This is a genomic window from Microbulbifer mixtoriginis (SeqCode) (assembly GCF_052467235.1).
Genome location: NZ_CP174305.1, coordinates 119,172 through 136,849, shown reverse-complemented (window position 1 = coordinate 136,849; position 17,678 = coordinate 119,172). Strand labels below are relative to the sequence as shown.

The 17,678-nt window shown below is 40.2% G+C and carries 18 protein-coding genes and 3 pseudogenes; 15 read left to right on the top strand and 6 right to left on the bottom strand.

Going from position 1 to position 17,678, the window contains the following annotated elements:
• Positions 1-111: 111 nt before the first annotated feature.
• A complete protein-coding gene (locus tag ACJJIO_RS00575; RefSeq protein ID WP_444909810.1) occupies positions 112-1,482 on the bottom strand; it encodes an MmgE/PrpD family protein in 1,371 nt (456 codons plus the stop codon).
• Positions 1,483-1,623: 141 nt separating this feature from the next.
• A pseudogene (locus ACJJIO_RS00570) lies at positions 1,624-1,997 on the bottom strand (winged helix-turn-helix transcriptional regulator).
• A 73-nt stretch (positions 1,998-2,070) separates the two neighbouring features.
• Between ACJJIO_RS00570 and ACJJIO_RS00565 the strand changes: the two are divergent.
• From ACJJIO_RS00565 to ACJJIO_RS00515, 11 genes and pseudogenes are all read left to right on the top strand, one after another.
• Positions 2,071-2,498 (top strand): annotated as a pseudogene (locus tag ACJJIO_RS00565) (GFA family protein).
• Positions 2,499-2,664: 166 nt separating this feature from the next.
• Positions 2,665-3,264, top strand: coding sequence for a dihydrofolate reductase family protein (locus ACJJIO_RS00560; RefSeq protein WP_444909809.1), 600 nt, complete (start codon positions 2,665-2,667; stop codon positions 3,262-3,264).
• 982 nt (positions 3,265-4,246) lie between these two features.
• Positions 4,247-4,417, top strand: coding sequence for a hypothetical protein (locus ACJJIO_RS00555; protein WP_444909808.1), 171 nt, complete (start codon positions 4,247-4,249; stop codon positions 4,415-4,417).
• A gap of 184 nt (positions 4,418-4,601) precedes the next feature.
• Positions 4,602-5,897 carry a serine hydrolase domain-containing protein gene (locus tag ACJJIO_RS00550; RefSeq protein WP_444909807.1) on the top strand — a complete coding sequence of 432 codons (1,296 nt, stop codon included), beginning with the start codon at positions 4,602-4,604 and terminating at the stop codon, positions 5,895-5,897.
• Between the two features lie 937 nt (positions 5,898-6,834).
• Positions 6,835-7,278, top strand: a complete 444-nt coding sequence (locus tag ACJJIO_RS00545) for a hypothetical protein (protein WP_444909806.1) — start codon at positions 6,835-6,837, stop codon at positions 7,276-7,278.
• 92 nt (positions 7,279-7,370) lie between these two features.
• Complete coding sequence (locus ACJJIO_RS00540) at positions 7,371-7,760, top strand: GFA family protein (protein WP_444909805.1); 390 nt, start codon at positions 7,371-7,373, stop codon at positions 7,758-7,760.
• A 273-nt stretch (positions 7,761-8,033) separates the two neighbouring features.
• Positions 8,034-8,312 carry a Cif family virulence factor gene (locus tag ACJJIO_RS00535; protein WP_444909804.1) on the top strand — a complete coding sequence of 93 codons (279 nt, stop codon included), beginning with the start codon at positions 8,034-8,036 and terminating at the stop codon, positions 8,310-8,312.
• A 604-nt stretch (positions 8,313-8,916) separates the two neighbouring features.
• The gene (locus ACJJIO_RS00530) at positions 8,917-9,438 is read left to right on the top strand and encodes a GNAT family N-acetyltransferase (protein WP_444909803.1); all 522 of its coding nucleotides are present in this window, start codon (positions 8,917-8,919) and stop codon (positions 9,436-9,438) included.
• 634 nt (positions 9,439-10,072) lie between these two features.
• Positions 10,073-10,237: a hypothetical protein gene (locus tag ACJJIO_RS00525; protein ID WP_444909802.1), complete on the top strand. Its 165-nt coding sequence runs from the start codon at positions 10,073-10,075 to the stop codon at positions 10,235-10,237.
• Positions 10,238-11,058: 821 nt separating this feature from the next.
• Positions 11,059-12,225, top strand: coding sequence for an iron-containing alcohol dehydrogenase (locus ACJJIO_RS00520; protein WP_444909801.1), 1,167 nt, complete (start codon positions 11,059-11,061; stop codon positions 12,223-12,225).
• Positions 12,222-12,662, top strand: a complete 441-nt coding sequence (locus ACJJIO_RS00515; RefSeq protein WP_444909800.1) for an acyl-CoA thioesterase — start codon at positions 12,222-12,224, stop codon at positions 12,660-12,662. The genes ACJJIO_RS00520 and ACJJIO_RS00515 overlap by 4 nt, the downstream gene beginning before the upstream one ends.
• 261 nt (positions 12,663-12,923) lie before the next feature.
• Here ACJJIO_RS00515 and ACJJIO_RS00510 read toward each other — a convergent pair.
• A pseudogene (locus tag ACJJIO_RS00510) lies at positions 12,924-13,169 on the bottom strand (carbon storage regulator); the annotation flags it as partial.
• A gap of 217 nt (positions 13,170-13,386) precedes the next feature.
• Here ACJJIO_RS00510 and ACJJIO_RS00505 point away from each other — a divergent pair.
• Both ACJJIO_RS00505 and ACJJIO_RS00500 read left to right on the top strand, forming a co-directional pair.
• A complete protein-coding gene (locus ACJJIO_RS00505; RefSeq protein ID WP_143731642.1) occupies positions 13,387-13,902 on the top strand; it encodes a hypothetical protein in 516 nt (171 codons plus the stop codon).
• Positions 13,902-14,111 carry a hypothetical protein gene (locus ACJJIO_RS00500; RefSeq protein WP_282953297.1) on the top strand — a complete coding sequence of 70 codons (210 nt, stop codon included), beginning with the start codon at positions 13,902-13,904 and terminating at the stop codon, positions 14,109-14,111. The genes ACJJIO_RS00505 and ACJJIO_RS00500 overlap by 1 nt, the downstream gene beginning before the upstream one ends.
• Before the next feature lie 109 nt (positions 14,112-14,220).
• On the opposite strand, the gene ACJJIO_RS00495 is transcribed toward ACJJIO_RS00500, so the two are convergent.
• Positions 14,221-14,409 carry a carbon storage regulator gene (locus ACJJIO_RS00495; protein WP_444909799.1) on the bottom strand — a complete coding sequence of 63 codons (189 nt, stop codon included), beginning with the start codon at positions 14,407-14,409 and terminating at the stop codon, positions 14,221-14,223.
• Between the two features lie 404 nt (positions 14,410-14,813).
• Here ACJJIO_RS00495 and ACJJIO_RS00490 point away from each other — a divergent pair, with 404 nt between their 5' ends.
• Positions 14,814-15,455 (top strand): hypothetical protein, encoded by a 642-nt coding sequence (locus tag ACJJIO_RS00490; RefSeq protein WP_444909798.1) that lies wholly within the window; start codon positions 14,814-14,816, stop codon positions 15,453-15,455.
• Positions 15,456-15,457: 2 nt separating this feature from the next.
• Here ACJJIO_RS00490 and tnpA read toward each other — a convergent pair whose 3' ends face one another.
• A complete protein-coding gene (gene tnpA, locus ACJJIO_RS00485; RefSeq protein ID WP_444909797.1) occupies positions 15,458-15,766 on the bottom strand; it encodes an IS66 family insertion sequence element accessory protein TnpA in 309 nt (102 codons plus the stop codon).
• 507 nt (positions 15,767-16,273) lie between these two features.
• Here tnpA and ACJJIO_RS00480 point away from each other — a divergent pair.
• A complete protein-coding gene (locus ACJJIO_RS00480) occupies positions 16,274-16,801 on the top strand; it encodes a hypothetical protein (RefSeq protein ID WP_444909796.1) in 528 nt (175 codons plus the stop codon).
• A gap of 229 nt (positions 16,802-17,030) precedes the next feature.
• Here the strand turns inward: ACJJIO_RS00480 and ACJJIO_RS00475 are convergent, their stop codons facing one another.
• Positions 17,031-17,171, bottom strand: a complete 141-nt coding sequence (locus ACJJIO_RS00475; RefSeq protein ID WP_444911022.1) for a carbon storage regulator — start codon at positions 17,169-17,171, stop codon at positions 17,031-17,033.
• Between the last annotated feature and the right edge of the window lie 507 nt (positions 17,172-17,678).

Sequence of the window (17,678 nt, the reverse complement as noted above, 5' to 3'; positions counted from 1 at the left end):
CTGTATGCGATAGATCAATGCCGATTTCATGGTCTTTGATAGCGGGACCATGGAAAATAGCTATATCAAAATAGTAATTGTCAAGAAGTGCAACTCTATTATCTTTTTATTTTATAAGACCATTAGCTTTGTTAAATCCATAATTTTTTCAAAAGATTTTATTTTGCTGCATTCTTTGTATATATTATTGCACTTGTTGGCTTCGGGAGTGGGGAATATGTTAAAAAATTTATTCTTTACTTCTTCAAGTGATAAAGGATTGTTGGCTGATCCTTTGAAGTCAATAACCTCTTTGTCATAACAGCTTCCATCAAGCAGTACAACTTTAACGTTAGCGCCAAAACAATTGTCCGTATATTCTGGATTTTGATACAAACAAATAGAATCCATGATAGATAATATTGTTTCATCTTTAAATAAATTTTCATCATACTTTATGGAGGTAGGAGAGCCGAAAGTGAAAGTGAGAGCTACAACATAGTATATAGATAGTTGGGCGCTTAGTGAGTCAGTTATGTTTTTGTTAGAGCAGTGATCGATTGTAAACTTGCTAACCCCAATTTTTATACTACGTATAGAGTTAACATTTATAGGGTGTGCATTAATCAGGTGTTCCACTGCTTCTACAGCACCATGAAGAGCGTTGCAACAGTTGTATTTCTTTATTGCTGTTTCCATGAGCAAAAATTTCTGCCCAAGATGATTTAATATGATATTAAAATTTCGCTCCTTGCTAAAATTGCAAATTCCATGTTTTCCTTCGATGACTGTATGAGGCGCTGTTATATTTATGGAGGCATAATACGCAGATTCAATACCAGCGCCAACAGCTACTGAACATAACATCCTCTTAACACTACCACCATGATCAGCCCACTCCTGTACCCCTCCACTATAAGAAGCAGCAATACAAAATGCATTTAGAAGCTGTTCCTCATTTAATCTCATGAGCAAACCAGCAGTAATGGAACTCGCCAATGGCCCGACAACTGTAGGGTTGTAAAAGCCATAAAAATTGTCATCCCTGAATGCAGCTCCAAGGCGAACAAAAATCTCCAGTCCAATGCAGTAGCTATAGAATACATCAGCGCCACTAGCATTATACTCTTCACCTATAGCTAGGGCTGTTGATAGAATAATGGTGGAAGGGTGAACGATAGCAATCATTGATGTCTCATCAAACTCAGTTTGATTTGCTAGAATAGAATTTATTTTTGCGGAAATTACTGCGAAAGATTTTTTATTGAAGCCAATTATAGAGGATTTATTTGAGTTTTGAATTAGTTTCTTTCTCTCGTATAAAGATATGATATCTTTGGATATGTCAAATTTTGAGCCTGCCAGCATTACCCCTATACTATTAAGTAATAATTTTAATGTGTGAGTCTCTACCTCCTTTGGGAAAACTCTATTTTTATATTTTTTAATTGAGAAATTAACAAGCTCCCCTGAAATTTTACAATCTAAGTTTTCTGGATTCATAACATAATTCCTTTTAATGTTAAGAGTAAAAAGTAAATTGCCACTAATGGTTATCTAACCGGGTGAGATGAAGTCAAATATCATTTGGTATCACCAGCCTTTCAGGCTGGCGAGGACCTGCTGCAATGCCACTGCTCCAACTTAAAGGCTGAGAGCTAGGTTACCATGAACCACTTTAGGGAGAACCCCTGAGCCTTCAAAGTATGTATTACCCCTGTTGGCAATTTCCTGAAGGATTGGCAAGACGACCTTGCCTTTTTGTGTTAGCAAGTACTTATATCGCTTAGGTTTTACTGATATTGTTCTTTTGCCAACATTTCCTCTGTTTCTAGCATCTTTAATCTCTCTGCTAGCCTATTTGTTGGTATTTTATCAGGTGAATCAGTGAGTTCGTTATAGGTTTCTTTACCAAATAGCAAGTCTCTTAGAGTAACTAGCGTCCATTTATCGCCAAATACATCCAGTCCGTTCACGATAGGGTAATCGGAACGGATAAGTTGATCGTCAGGGCTCATACACGCACACTTATACATAAAAAAAGAAATGGTAGACTAGTGACTTTAACTTCGTAAGTAATGGTGGAAATTCATGCCCAAAATATCCGGAGAGTGTTTGTACCGTTTTATTAGTTATAATTGCTCCGAAGAGCCTGTAATGGCGGGGCATGGCCAATGTACAGATTGCCAGAAAGTTAGTGCCGCAGGGCACATTTCAGATATTGCTGTTCCTCGCGGAATTTAATCATAAACGGTGATCTTGCGTTTCATGAGAAGCAGGCGGATAGTAGAAATACAGCAAGGAGGGGTTTTTGTCCTCGTTGCGGTTCGCATAATTATGCAGAAAACAGTGGTTTGTCGTGGTTAGAATTTGTCCATGCCGGAAGTCTTCATGATTTGGAGCAATTCAACCCTACGATGATCGTATATGAAAGTAGCGGCGAACCTTGGGATTATATGGACCCAGATTTACAAAGATTGAAAAAGTGCCAAAGATGTGATTGTAGTCACTCTGGCTAGAGGCCTACAAGACAGTTCGAGCGATATCTAGTGGGTGCTTATAGCGTTCCTGCTTGTTTGAGATTGTTATTAAGCGGCGTTTTATACAACGTTTGAAGATTTGTATTTCTAAGAATAAGCCTGCATAAGATGCCATAAATGATTTACCCCTCGAGAGAACCAGCCAATGAGAAATTTAGCCATACTGATATTTCAAACTCTTGACGGTGTAATGCAAGCACCCAGTATACCCGAGGAAGATTTTTCAGGCGGCTTCCGTCATGGAGGTTGGGCAAAGGATTGTTGGAGTGATGTTATGGAACAAGTTGTAAAGGAGGCAATGAAGGAACCGTATGACCTGCTATTAGGGCGTAATACATATAATTTATTTGCCTCAAATTTTGCCAGTGCCGAACCTGATAATCCAGCAGCAGGCAAACTAAATATGGCAAAAAAATATGTGGTGACATCAGGTACTGATGATCTAACATGGAATAATTCATTCAAACTAAAGGGCTCTAATGCAGCTGTAGAGGTCGCCAAAATTAAAGAAATAGATGGGCCCCTGTTACAGGTACACGGTAGTTGGCAATTAGTGCAGTTACTTCTTAAGCATAACTTGGTAGATGAACTTAGACTTTGGACCTTTCCAGTAGTTGTTGGCGAAGGAAAACGCTTATTTGAAAGCGGTGAAATTTCGGCGAAATACAAGCTCATAAAATTTGCGACGTGTTCTTCAGGAGCCTTTATGCACTTCTATCAACCACTAGATCGCAGTGCAGTATGAAATTATACTTAGATAGACACTCACTCACTCGTATGGTCTCTGATGCAAGGCAATATATTTCTCTTCGGGTTGAGTAATTTTCGCAGTTAACGCAAAAGTGAATCCACAGAGTGACCAGTGATGCAAATGGCACTCGACGAGATTAAAGAGCATATTGAGCTATTTACAAACCAAATGCAAAATGATGGTTTAATCGACGATGAAGATTTTAGGTAGAATACTTCATAGCATATCTCATCTGAATAGATTGTAAATGACAGAAATCAGACTGGTAAAATCGATCAAGATTTGCACAATGAGTTGTCTGAAACCTCAATCGATTTCATCCCTTTAGGTTAAAAGACATAACCGGTCAACACATCAGCCGGTAAATAATGCAGTTACTGACTTAGGTGTTTGTGCGATATCTGTATCTTACTGTCTAATACAGTTTTATCTTCTATTGATAGGACTCGGCTGGAGTTTCCTTCCTTGAAGAGTTTGTTCTCAACACACTTCCAGTGTCTAGTTCTTGTTCTTTTTTACGCTCACGTAGATCTCTTCTTAATGGACAGGGAGAGATTTGCGGTGTGTATGTGTACCAGTACCCATGCTGTAAGAGTGCAGCCTTTAGAAGAGAGGCCTGGTAATTTGTTCTTTGGGGAGAAATAAAAGAGTGTGTAGGGATGGAAAGTGGCTTCTTGGTCCTATTTATTTTAGTGTATGACCAGGCTGATAAGCTTTGGAATGATAGAAAAGCGTGATATATAGATATAGTTTCTGAATTAATTGAAAAGGTATTTGATAGTGTGGTTCTAAAATATGTTGCCTAGTAAGCGTAAGGTCATATGGATCTTCAAAAGGGATTTAAGACGTAAATTACAAATAATTGGGGTAATAAGATAAAGTATTTAGCCTCTGAGGTAGCTAATAGTATTCAAAGCCACTATCCCAAATTATCTAAGTATCAAATGTACGCAACCAACAAGCAGCTGTTATTCCCTTGCCAGACAAAGAGCTGGGAGAACAAGTTGGAGCGGCTATCGTATATGCAGACAAGACGCCAAGCCTACAAGGATTGCGCGACTTCTTAACCGAGAGGGGCCTGGCCACCCTTAAGCTACCAGAGCAGCTTTATGTGTTACCGGTTACCGCAGTCGGTAAAGTTGATTAGAGGAGCTTCTAGAGTTCAACTCTTAGCGCCTGTTTTAATATCCAAGTTGTCGATTTTAATTGACTAAAAATTATTAATTACATTCATCAGAGGTTCAGAAGTTAGTGAAAATAATACTATTGATATAGAGCTGTACGGCAGACTTTTACTCAATTAATTAACATTCAAGAAAGGAAGCTTTGGCATGGAATATCGTCATAGAAAATCAGTATTTGCTCAACCTCTCATCTTATTCACGCTATTAGTCTCCAACAATGGAAATGCTGTAGATACTAATGCTTCAGCAATTTATCTTGATAGTCCGGGAGTATACAAAGAGGTATTTAAACCAGGTAAGAAGCATACTATTGATCGTATGATTAAAAAGTATATGCTGGACTATAAAGTTCCAGGCATGGCCGTAGCTATAGTTACCAATCCAGAAAAGCCTGTTATATGGTCTAAAGGCTACGGTGTAAAAAGCCTTGAAAATAATGAAAGGGTTACCAGGAATACTTCATTTTGGCTGGCATCCATCAGTAAGGTAGTTATGGGTACTGCTATGGCCATAGCGCAGGAGGACGGCTATCTCTATTTAGATCAGGAAATTCAAAACTTACTGGGTGAAGATGACTTTAACATTGACAATCCAGACTCCTTACCTATCACCATCCGAGACCTCGTAACTCACAGCTCGGGAATTAAAGACAGTCTGGCTTACCGGTGCAGCTACTATATCGATCATGGTGACGGCACTCATACAAAGTTGTTTAACTTAATAGAGCCTGGGTTCTGTCCAGATAGCAGCCCAATTACACTGGATGGATTTCTCGGTGCCTATTTGGACAGTGAGGGGGAATTTTACGATTCCAGTGGTAACTTCACGGGCTTACCACCCGGGCAGGACTACAAATACTCAAATATCGCCGCAGCATTAGCAGGCTACTCAGTAGAGCTTAGCACGGGCTTAACTCTGGCTGATTACGCAGAGCAAGAGATTTTTACCCCTCTTGGTATGCACAATACCAGCTGGAGTTTCTCCAAGTTAAACCAGAGCAATCTGGCAAGCCCTCATACCACAGTTGATAACACTCTATCTTCAATTCCATTTTATGAACTTGCAACCTGGCCAGATGGTGGCCTACGGAGTAGTGCATTTGATATGGCGAGATTTTTAGCTGCAGTAATGAACGAAGGAGTGTTAGCTTCACGAAAGTCTGGCATCAAGATCCTCGAGGCAGAATCAGTTAGTCAAATGCTGACGCCTTCCCAGAATGGTTTTGGGGTCTTCTGGTATTCTGACTGGCTTTGGAATTATGGGGGTAAAGACCATATTCTAATCGGTCACAACGGAGCTGAGCTTGGATATTTTTCCTACCTAGTGTTCAACCCAAAGGATAACGTCGGAGTAATCTTATTGGCTAACACTGATCGTGGAGATAAGACAGAGAGTATTGAAAAATTAATTAAAGACCTCTTTGAGGCGACTCAAGGACGGTGATAACCTGTTTCAGGGCTCTAAATATTTCTAAGGGGGAATAGAATCCCCCCTTAGAAATACGACGTTGATTTATGTCATTGCAAAGTGCATGGCGCTTAAAAGTGTAGGAAACACCTGCCTGCCAGATATCATGATTTTTTAAGTCAAACTTAACATGTTTAAACACGTTTGCATCGTAATCGCCCATCTTGCCAATATTGTGCAGTATCTATTCAGGACTCATATACAGGGAGTCCGTAAGATAATAGCGAAAGCCCGCGCCTACGTGAAAATAAATTTTACTGAGTTTTTTCGACCTTTGGAAACTACCACGCGAATAAGCTTTATCAAAAGTATAAGACCAATCCAGCCGACCAAAGCTATAGCCACCGAGCAATTACATACAATCTCTGTTACAGTTTCTGGACAACTCTAATACTCTTGCAATAGAGAACAGATCTAGATCATACTTTTGAGTGATATTGTACAGTTCTACAACTAAAACCTCTCCGATAGTAAGTGATCTTACCAGATCGTAGGTAAGGGTTGTATTTAGAGTACTGGGATGGCATCGCTGAATACTGAGTCATGGAAGGCTCAAAGGGCTGTGTCATCAACAGGCAAATACGACTATTCAACAGACGACTGCCTTCTTGCGAACAGTACCGATATATTATGCGGTTGCACCCATCCCAACTCTCTCAAATTGGATATTCCAGGGTAGCAGTGCCTCATTATCTTCAACGGATTGGTGGTATTGAAATGCCGACGTGTACCTTTTGTACTCATACTTCACCTCGCTTGGCAGTTTTACCATCTAGGCTTAGTGTTCTGAAGGATTAGACCACTACAATTCGAGCTACTGACTTTTTGTCTTGTAGAGCTGACGAGCTTTAGAGTTGTGGAGAAGCGTGATATATAGATGTTACTTTTGAATTGACAGTTAACTTTAAGGCGTATGAACCTAATTCTTGAAAGAACAGATCAGGTAAAATTCTTCACAAACATGAAGGAAGTTTTCTCTGCTCTCAATATTTCATGCCATGATTATGATTGGTTTGTCAGCGACATAGAAACTAATGGTTTGGTTATATCAGAGGGTTGGCACTCTGGTGTTGAGCTAGAAAAAATAATAACTAGCAATGATATTCAGTTCATTTGGGCAGTATTCAGCGCTTTTCCTATCGGCACCCGATTTGCGGTTGCTGAGCCACCGTACGTTGATGGAAACCCTAATTACTGGAATGCCTCTGAACCAAAACCTCAGATAGAAAAAGCAATTTTTGAAATAGCCTGCTGGGACAGTAGTGCCACCATATTAATAGGGGTAAATCCAACGATGGCTAAGAGCTTCAAATCAATATACACAGATACGATAGAGCTAAAGAATGCGGCAAGATAAGGAGCTTGATAAGCTTTGGCATGGCGAGAAAGTAAACGCTATGTTTCAGCTTTACTCTCATGCCATGTGTGTGAAACTTAAAGGATATAAAGTTGACTGAATTAGCAGAAGGTTCTTGCAATTGCGGAGCCGTAAATTTCAGAAGTAAGGTAATTCCCGAAGATGTATATATTTGTCATTGCTCTATTTGTCGTAAAGCTACAGGTGGGGGCGGAATAGCCGTAACGGTGATTCCTAATGAAAGTTTTGAGTGGGTTTCTGGTCAATACCATATAAAAACATGGATAAAGCCAAATCATGATTGGCAAACAAGTTTTTGCTCAGAATGTGGATCATCCTTACCTGGGAAGAACGATGAAAAGGCCATGTATGTTCCTGTCAGCTTGCTTGACACAGGCTTTGAAAGGCTGAAAGTAAAGCAGCATTTATTTTTGGATTCAAAAGCCGTTTGGGAAGAAATTAGTGAAAAATGGTGCACCTAACAAGGTGGTTAGGTTTATTTCGAGGGCTGTGCAGAACGTTTAGAGAAACCTGCGGTAACACTAGACCTTCCTCAAAAGATATAGAGCGGAGGAACAGCAGATATACTGATCTATATCTTTCTTTGCACACCTGTACCAACCAAAGATAATATCTTGACCCTCTGTATCATGGGGCTGATGGGCTTTGGAATTAAAGAAAAGCGTGATATATAGATATTGCTTTTGAGCTAACTATTATGTCTTTTACTATTCAGAAATAAAAGGGAATTATTCATGAAAAAACTGGGTATTATCACTCTTTTTCTAATACTCGGCATTTCTGTGAATGCCGGAGCGAAGACTACTTCTTCAATTGATCTTGAAAATGTAGTTAGAGCTGTAAATGAAGCACAAAATAGAGCAATGCTGGCGACTGCATCTATCAATGATTTAGATGAATTGTTTGATATGTATACAGATGATTTCGTCTATGTACATGAAGTTTACGGTGGAACCTACACAAGAAAAGAGCTCTACGGCAATGCTGCTAAATATATTACTACCAAACACTAAAAGCTTACCGAAGGTAGATATAAAATTTTGAGGGTTTTACCTGGATTTGGTGCCGCAGCGGTAGAAAGACTCGAAGTTGCTAGCGGAAATATTCATCTGTCAGTTTTTGAATTTGAAGGTAATAAGGTTTCTAAAATTATCGAGTACTGGGAATGATGGTTAGCCTGTTGCCATCATCGGAATATCGAGTCGTTCCTAGGGATGAAGTCAAAAAGATAATCCAGTTTAATATGTCGCTGTCTGGTAGGGGCTAGCCTTTAAAAGGTTTGAGGCTCTGTTGGGGCCTCCTTCGTTGGAGAATCTGCTTTTAACGCCTCCCATTGCCTAGTTTTCTTTCCATTTTGATGTGAACATAGTTGTCCATCACGATGGTCGGGGAGGGGTTTGGAGGTGTGGATACCTATCTTTACTTGGTTGCCTTTCACTTTCAGTACTGTGACTGGGACACTTGTTTCAACTCTTGGATCTTCGCCGATGCGGAGCATCAGGTTCTATCTGAATGTTTCCCGTTGATACATAAGCTGTGGGTGTGCTTTGGAATTATAGAGAAACGTGATATAGATGTTGCTTTTGAATTACCTGTTAAATTTCTATCGGAGAGATAGTGGAAATAAAAATTAGAGCTGCGGATATTAAAGATTATGAAAGAATCTCAGAAATATTCGATCATCCATCTGTAGTAAGTCAAAGCTCTCAGCATCCTTACCTTGGACATGAGAAGGTCAGTTGCCTATTTCAAGAGAGAACGGAAAGCTCGGTTGTGCTGGTCGCTGAGGTCGAGAAAAAAGTCCAGGGTTATATTGGAATAGATCTTAATAGCAAGCCTAGAGCTAAGCATGTTGCTAGTTTTGGTATGGCAGTACATCCAGACAATCACGGAAAAGGGCTAGGTAGTCGTCTTCTAAAGGAAGCAATTGATCTATCTGACAACTGGATGAATATTGTTCGACTTGAGTTAGATGTTTACACCGATAATGAGCATGGAATATACCTCTATAAGAAGTTCGGATTCCAAATTGAAGGCGAATCTAAATTCGCATCCTTCAAAGATGGTGACTACATAGGCCTGTACCGGATGGCCAGAATCAGTCCAAAATTTAACAAGGTGCTCAGGAGGGACGGCTAACATTATGTACTTTAATACTGGTATCTATGCTTCCTCTTTCGAACATAAGTACACAGTGTTAGCCGTCCCTAAGTTTGACATTAGACATTTTTGTTGCTCGATCCCCCTCAAGTGCTTAGATACTTCATGCTACCAGGTGCTTTTTTTGAAGTCACATTTGGCCTATGGCTATTGATCAGGGGAATTAGAATCAAGCCGAGCTCAATCGATGTTCCAGATTTTTATAAAGGTAATGTCTAGGAAGGCATTGCAGCAAGACCGCCATAGTCATAAAAATTTTGTGCGACAGTCGAATCTTGCTGCCAAATAATGTTTAACTTTTACAGAGGAGATTTGGTAAGGGTTTCCTCTATAGATGTTAATCTGCTTTCAATACCTTCTTTGTGATTCCTTTCAGTTTCAGCACCGTAGATGAGACATCCGTCCCAATTTCTGAGCTCTTGCGAGTTCGGCGATTTAGGATCAACATGTTTGTTTTCTTATGATACTCATGCCTTGGATGGGTATTCCCTGGTGAGAAAGCTTCGTAAGTAGTTTTTGGCTCGGAGTAGATAGGTGTGCAGTATAGTTAGCACGAAAAAGGAAGTGGTTTCCTATCTGATTTACCAAAATATTTAAGATAAGTAAGTTCTTTATGCCAAAAAAAGATGGAATAATATTAGAGTCTAAAGAGTATGAGATTGCTTCAGAAGGTATTAAGGAAACCTATCAACATGCTTATAGTTTGTATAGCTGGGCAGTGGTTGAACAAGTCAAGGAAATTAATGGGCAGTTTATATTTTTGTGGATCAAGCATTAGCTTAAATTTTTACAGCTGAATCATTGGAGCTAATAAATTTTAAAGTTAAATTTTTAGATACAATAAACAAGCATATATAACACATCCAAGATACATTTAGGTCAGAATATAACCTCTGGCTTTTTCAATAAAAAACCTTTTTCCATCAATATATCGTTTGAAAAGCGCCTTTGGCTGGAGCTCCCCAATGGTGGAGTAGCGCTAAGGAAAAGAGGGTTAGGTATAAACCTCGGTTAACGGCCTAGTCTATATGGCATTGAAGCCTTGGATCTATCGCTGGCCCGTGCCCAACTCGTGGGTCATTATCAGATACGTTGAGCGCGCTCACACCGGGTGAGGGGCTGGGGAGAGGTTTAGCTGCCAAATAATCTAGATACGTCAGAGAATCTTATAAATCTCATATCTCTGCTTGGGGTAATATTTCTAGAATAAACGAAAGACCGTTACTATAAGGGGTGCTACTGGAGCAAAAATAAAGAATATGGGCATCTTGCAGCACATTTTGAATACATCTCTGTAGACTTGCAGTCGGGAGTTTGCGTTATAAGGCTTTGCATGGGGCCTATTCAGCCAAACCGGCTATTCACTAAGCCCAATAATACGATCAGTATCAACCTGCATCTATATTTCGCAATACTATTGAGTAACCCTTTAATCGGCGTATCTACACTGGTGACTTGGTGATTAATTTATCGTAGTCTTGACTGACAACTGATTAGCACCAAATTTACTCTGAGCTAATCAGAAGTTCCCTAGGATTTGAAATGGAACTATTGCCAAACGAAACTGTGACACATAATAATTAAGGCGGTGACAATCCTATGTTAAGTTTTGAATTTAATACTACAAAATCGATTATAAACGGCCCTGGCGGGTTAAATAGAATTAGTGAGATATGTGACCAACTAAATATCACTAAGTTGTTAGTGGTCACTGATCAAGGTATTGTAAATTGTGGTTTGGTTACGAAACTGAAGGAACAATTACATAGTAAATTTGCGACCATTATCTTTGATGGAGTTAGTGCTGATCCTAAAGAGCAGATCGTATTCTCGGCAGTAGCCTTAGCAAAGCAGCATAATGTTGATGGTGTAATTGGATTTGGTGGTGGCAGTTCAATGGATACCGCTAAAGTTGTTGCTGTAATGATGGATTCTCACCAACCTCTAGAACAGCTATATGGGCTTGAACGAGTTCAAGGAGGTCGCGTACCTTTGGTTTTAATACCTACCACTGCTGGCACAGGTTCAGAAGTAACACCCATCGCGGTTTTAACAACAGGAGAAACCACCAAAGATGGCATCGTCTCTAAACAATTATTACCAGATGTTGCCTTATTAGATGCACAATTAACTCTAGGGTTGCCAGCTCATGTGACTGCTGCAACTGGCATTGATGCTATGGTGCATGCCATAGAGGCATATACGTCTAAGCATAAAAAAAATGCCTATTCAGATATGCTAGCTAAGCAGGCGTTGCTATTGCTATCAAGAAATATAGAACAGGCCACACATCATGGCGAGGACATAGAAGCAAGACAAAATATGTTATTGGGTGCCTGCCTTGCAGGACAAGCTTTTGCCAATGCACCAGTTGCCGCTGTACATGCTCTAGCTTACCCATTAGGGGGGCATTTTCATGTACCTCATGGATTAGGTAACTCGTTAGTATTACCGCATGTAATGCGCTTTAATCAGAGTGATACAGCCAAGCTCTATAGTGAATTGGCGCCATATATTTGTGAACACATAAATACGTCTCAATCAGATCAAAAAGTGTGTTCTGATCTCATTGTCTTTATTGAGCGGCTAATTGAACGATTAAAATTACCCCGGGCCTTAAAGCAATTAGATATTGGCGAGCATCATTTAGAGATGCTCGCCACTGATGCAATGCTACAAACTCGCTTACTAATTAATAATCCGAAACCTCTGTCTCATGATGATGCTCTCCTGATTTATCAGGCTGCTTATGAGGAGGCTTTGTGAGTAAGCAGGCTGTGTTACGTACAGATTATTTTTATTTTGAAGAGTTAACTACCAGATGGATGGATAATGATGTGTATGGGCATGTAAATAATGTAGTTTACTACTCATATTTTGACACCATTGTGAACAGCTTTTTGATTAATAAGGCTGAATTAGATATTAAAACCAGTGAGAACATTGGTTACATAGTCAAATCTGATTGTAATTATTTGGCCGGTATTTCTTACCCTGAAAAAATACTTGGTGCTTTTAGGGTTAATAGAATAGGCAATTCTTCGGTGGAATATGGTGTCGCGATTTTTAAAGAAAATCAAGAAAATGCATGTGCGCATGGCTCTATGACGCATGTCTTTGTTAATCGCCATACCGAACAGCCGACAAAAATTTCTGGTCAATTGCTCAGGGCGTTACAAAGTGCATCATTTGGTGCTGGTTAACTTTTTAGTCGATAGGGTTGGGGGTTATACTTTTTAATTGGTTGGTGTCCAGAATTACTCTTTACACTGATGGCCTATTTTCGTTCAGCCGGTTATGAAGATGAATGGGAAAAGGTAACTGATAAAATTAAAGTATACAGATTGCAGTAACGCTAACTATGTCTTGAACTCAGTTGATCGTCCCAGCTAGTGTTGGTTTTTCACTTATAGAGGGGGCTGCTTTCTGATACATATGAAGGTAACTATAGAGCTGCGACTTGGCTATCTTTGGGATAGTGTGCCCTCAGAGATACCATTATGAGGATAATGGGGAGGAGGTTTGGATGGGGCCTCTCCATCGTGAATCTGCTCCCACAGCCTTTCAGTGCCTACTTTTTGTTCTCTTTTGATACGCGCATAGATCCCTTCACGATAGGGGGGGAGGGATTTGGGGGCGTGGATGCCTATCTTTACTTGATTTCCTTTCACTTTCAGCACTATTGTGTGGACGATCGTTCCAATTTTTAAGTTTTCGTCGGTTTGGAGTGGTGGACGTGGATCAGTAAAAGGTGGGGGCTAAGCACTCGGAAATTGGGGGTTCGCTTCAAGCTACTGAGTTACCTAATTGGATTCGCTATGACTCTAATGGTAAAGGGGATTGGGTTTGCGGCTGGCTATGGCTCGTCGTTAAGCATTGACGTAATATCGCTTACCAACATGGGATTGATACTTATGGAGTGAGTCAATGGGTCTAAATGTTTTGAGCTTTACACGGGATGATGCCATAGGGCACGCAAAACTACACAAACGTGCCAATCAAGTCTATATGAAGAGATTTGATGTGGATGTGGTGCTTAGGAAAGGAAAGCTTGATAATCCGCAGATTGATAAGGTTAGGTATCGTGAGGACCATCGGCCAATGATGGTGAAAAATAACAGAACGGGTGAAGAAAGGCCCAAACGAAACGATATCGTAACCTATCGGATGCCAGGCTCTTCAGAGCCGTATATTTTGGCTAAATCGGGTGGGGTATCACTTTTCGATGGTATCAGTAGTAAAGTTCCATTTAGAGAGGGAAAGGATGCCTGGTGGATAATTACCAAAGATGCGAGATTGGAACCAGGGTTGATTATTGCAAAAGATATGTTTCCCGATGCAGAAGGCAATACCCACTACTCGATTGAAGCGGAAATCGACATGCCTGTTTCCGAGTATTTTGAAAAGCTTGCTGCCTTAAAAAAATATATGAGAGTCAAGTGATGTCTTATAACTACAAAGATTTGAACTACATACGAGAAGCCCTTGCTTGCTACGAAGAAAAATTGTGTGATGTTGATATTAATGAATGTGATGATGAAGAAGCTGAAGAGCTTCAAGAAGATATTCTGTACATGGGACGTTTGAGGGCGCTGACCGAAAGAATGATTGACGAGTGGGAGAATAAGGGCCCCACTTTAACTTCAGTCTGAAGGTTAGGATCTATAGTAAAAAGATTACAGTAGTTAAGGCCTCCCTTGTGTAGGGAGGTCATATTAACTAATTACCTATAATAAATATAGGTGCAGGTTGCAGTTGTCCTTAACGCCCTTTACTGCCAACTTTCCGCTCCTTTTCGAAACGCACATAGATCTCTTTGCGGTGTACGGGGAGAAATTTGAGGGCGTGAATGCCTATCTGTATTTGGTTGCCTTTCATTTCTAGAGCTACGACTGAGACGCTTGTTCTAATTCTTAGATTTTCGTCGATTTGCCTCTTCAGGATCAACATGTTTGTTTCTTGCTGATACTCAATCCTTGGCTGGGTATTCCATAGTGGGGAAGCTTGGTAAGTGATGTTTGGACGCGCCATGGAGTGAGGTGCAGAGGCGGTGGTCACGGAATAGAAAAAGGCGGCGCTACAACCTGTTGAATTAACTCCGTTTTTCTTTAATACGATTTTAACTAAGCTAGCCGAGGCCTATAGCTCTAGCTCTCTACACTATTTGTTGGATGCCCAACAATTTTTATAAAATCTAATCTTAGATGCTGCTTGCTTTAATACATTTTCATTGGGGAATATAAATTTGTTTTGGGTGCCTAGCATTTTTCCTATCTACCCCCTTTAGTCAATGGCCGAGGCGATTTATACTTCTATTTGGTATGTTTCCATTACTGTAAAAACAAGGAAGAAACATGAAAGTATGGAAAATTATAATTTTAATATTATTTACAGGGGGCAATGCTGCCTGCTCAATTACATCCAACCCTCCAATCACTATCGAGCGTGCAGAGCAATTTTCTAATTTAGTGGAGTTTGTTGAAAAGGAAATTGGTTCATATCAACTATTTGATGAGTGGAAATCTCAAGTAGAGTCGCCGGGTGTAATTAATTATCGGGCTTACTTTACAGTAGTTAATACTAAATCAATTAGAAAACCAATTGATGATGTAGGTGGCTATTGTAGAGTAAAAGGTGGAAAGTTCTATTCCATTGGTTCCAATGAAATCCAAGTTTTGCGAGATAATGGCGTTAGGGCAGCAGTTACATCGGCCGCTTTCGCCAAGTCTTTAGGCGCCTCTGATGAAATTGCTATGCGATCAGCAAGTATTGCTACTGAAAGACTCCATAAGTTTTATCGAAACTCAGGCTTAGCTGAAGATCAGCAAATAATCTCTGATTTGTCAAAGAGGGGTTATTTAGGTACTGTGGTATGTAAGCTAGAGGATATAGCGTGGTCAATATCGGTTGTACCTACCGCATACCACCCGGGAGATCCAACAAATCAGCTGACTTCAAGTCACCTGGATCTGAACATTTCAGTAACGGAAATCTGAGTTCAGTATCTGAGGAACCTATGAGCGGATTGTTTTGGGCGTAGCATCAATGTTGCTCCCGCAGGAGGTGCCAGCTCAGAGACCGGCAGCTGCATCTGAATGCTATCGGGCAAGGTCAAATCAACAGAAGCCTGAAAAGCCGGTATAGTCACCGGGATCAACTTGGGTCGTCGCTTGCTCTGCTTGTTGTGCCAATAAGTATAGGTTCTGGGTTTCAGATCGTGTTGTTGACAATATACTGTCTGGGAAAATCGCTGTTGTTCCTGGCACTGATATGCTCCTCCAAAATTCGGATTTTCTCTGGGGTTCATTGAGAATTCCTGATTATTGAAAATCAGGAGAGTAGAGAAAAGTTGGCTGATTTTTAGATGAGGTTGCTTGATCGCTTACAAGATTTGGGGGCATGGATGCCTATCTTTTCTTGATTGCTTTCCATTTCCAGTACAGCAGCTAGGATATTTGTTCCAATTTATGAGCTTTCGTCGGTTCGGTGCTTTATGGCCAACCTATTTACTTCCCTTTGGTATTCAAGCCGTGGGTAGGTACGGCCCCTATTTTTTGCCTAATTTGGAGAGGGTAGGATTTTGACTGGACAAATACACCAGCCTCAAGTATTTAATTAATCTATCTAGGTACTTTGATTGAGTTGCTTTTAAAGCTATAGTGAGAGTGGTATAAATAAGTTTAAGGCTAATCAATATAATTAAGAGGGGCGAACTATTAAGTTTCTAGATAGTGCAGTTATTTTAGCTTGTATTACAGCATTTCTTTACTCGGCTAGCACGGCGTTTACACACGGATTCTTTCAAGTTTTAGATTTGGATGGAGAGATCCTGGACAGAAACTTTCATCAAATTCTATATCATGGAATGATTCTCAATATATGGACCATACTATATGTTCCGTTGGCGGCGGCAGGCTTGGTAACTTTTTATTCATTGTACAAAATTTGTCTTAGTGAATATGTAAATAAAGATACTGCAAACGCAAGGAATATAGTTAATTTTAAAAAAAAGATCAAATTGCCGACCAAAAAGAATAGGCCTCTTGTTTTAAAATATGAAAGAAAATATAAAAATTCATGGTCCATCCTCATTGGGGCAGTTATTTTTATCATGGGGATGGCTCATTTTGAAAAGAAGGGTGTGCAAGAGGCAAGACAAATTTTGCAAAGTATCAAGACTGATAAAAACAGTAGAGTGATAGTGCAAATTAACGGCGCGAAAAAGGAGCTATTGTACCTTTATTGTGGTTCAAGAAACTGTGCCGCTTTTAATAAAAAAACAAATGAGATTGTCTACTTTCCACAAAGTGGGCATAGTTATGTCCGGCAAAAAGAAATTTAATAGATGGGCATGAACTGTCAATGGAGGCTGTGCTGCTTCAGTTGGCCCTTGGGTTTAGCAATCTGAAAATGGGATGGCTAGACAATACAGGAGCATTAGTTACAGGCATGAGCTAGCGGAATCGGTTCAAAATACCACTTAAGAATCAGTTTAAACTTCTATTGAGCAAGTACGAGCGCCTCCTTCCTTGGAGAATCTGCCCTTAATGTCTTCCATTGCTTGTTTTTTGTTAGTTATTGAGTTGTACATAGATCTCTTCACGGCGGATAGGGGGGATACCTGTCTTTACTTGATTTCCCTTCACTTTTAGTGCTGTGATCGAAACACCCATTCCAATTATTAGGTTCTCGCCTGTTTGGCGCTTTAGGATCAGTATGTTTTCTTCCTACCGATATTCAAATTGTGGGTGGGTATTCCTTGGTGGGGAAGCTTGGTAAGTGATACTTGGTGAGAGAGTGGGGTGGGGCGGGGGCGGTGGGCGCAGAATAGGAAAAGGCGGGCGCTAGGCTCAAATGGTCATTCGCGTTATCATTACCCATCCATATCAGGCTTTCACTTATTAATGTCCATGATTGGTCGGACCGCAATGAACCAAGAAAATACTGCCTTCAGTGACGGCTAAAGGCGGATCTCAACAAGCAGATTTAAGGAGAAGAAATGCAACCGTCACATAAGGAAACGTTAGAACGGTATGATGTATTTCGAGCGCAAGCAAGAGATATAGCAAAAGAAAGCCTGCCCGGAAACCTGAAGGGCGTTCTAAATGTTGAAGGTATAGATTACAAAACCTTAAATGCGTTTAGATTTTATAGAGAGAGCCCCTAAGAATTGTCCATATGCCGGTGAAATGTTCAGTATTTCTCTATTGGCGTATGAA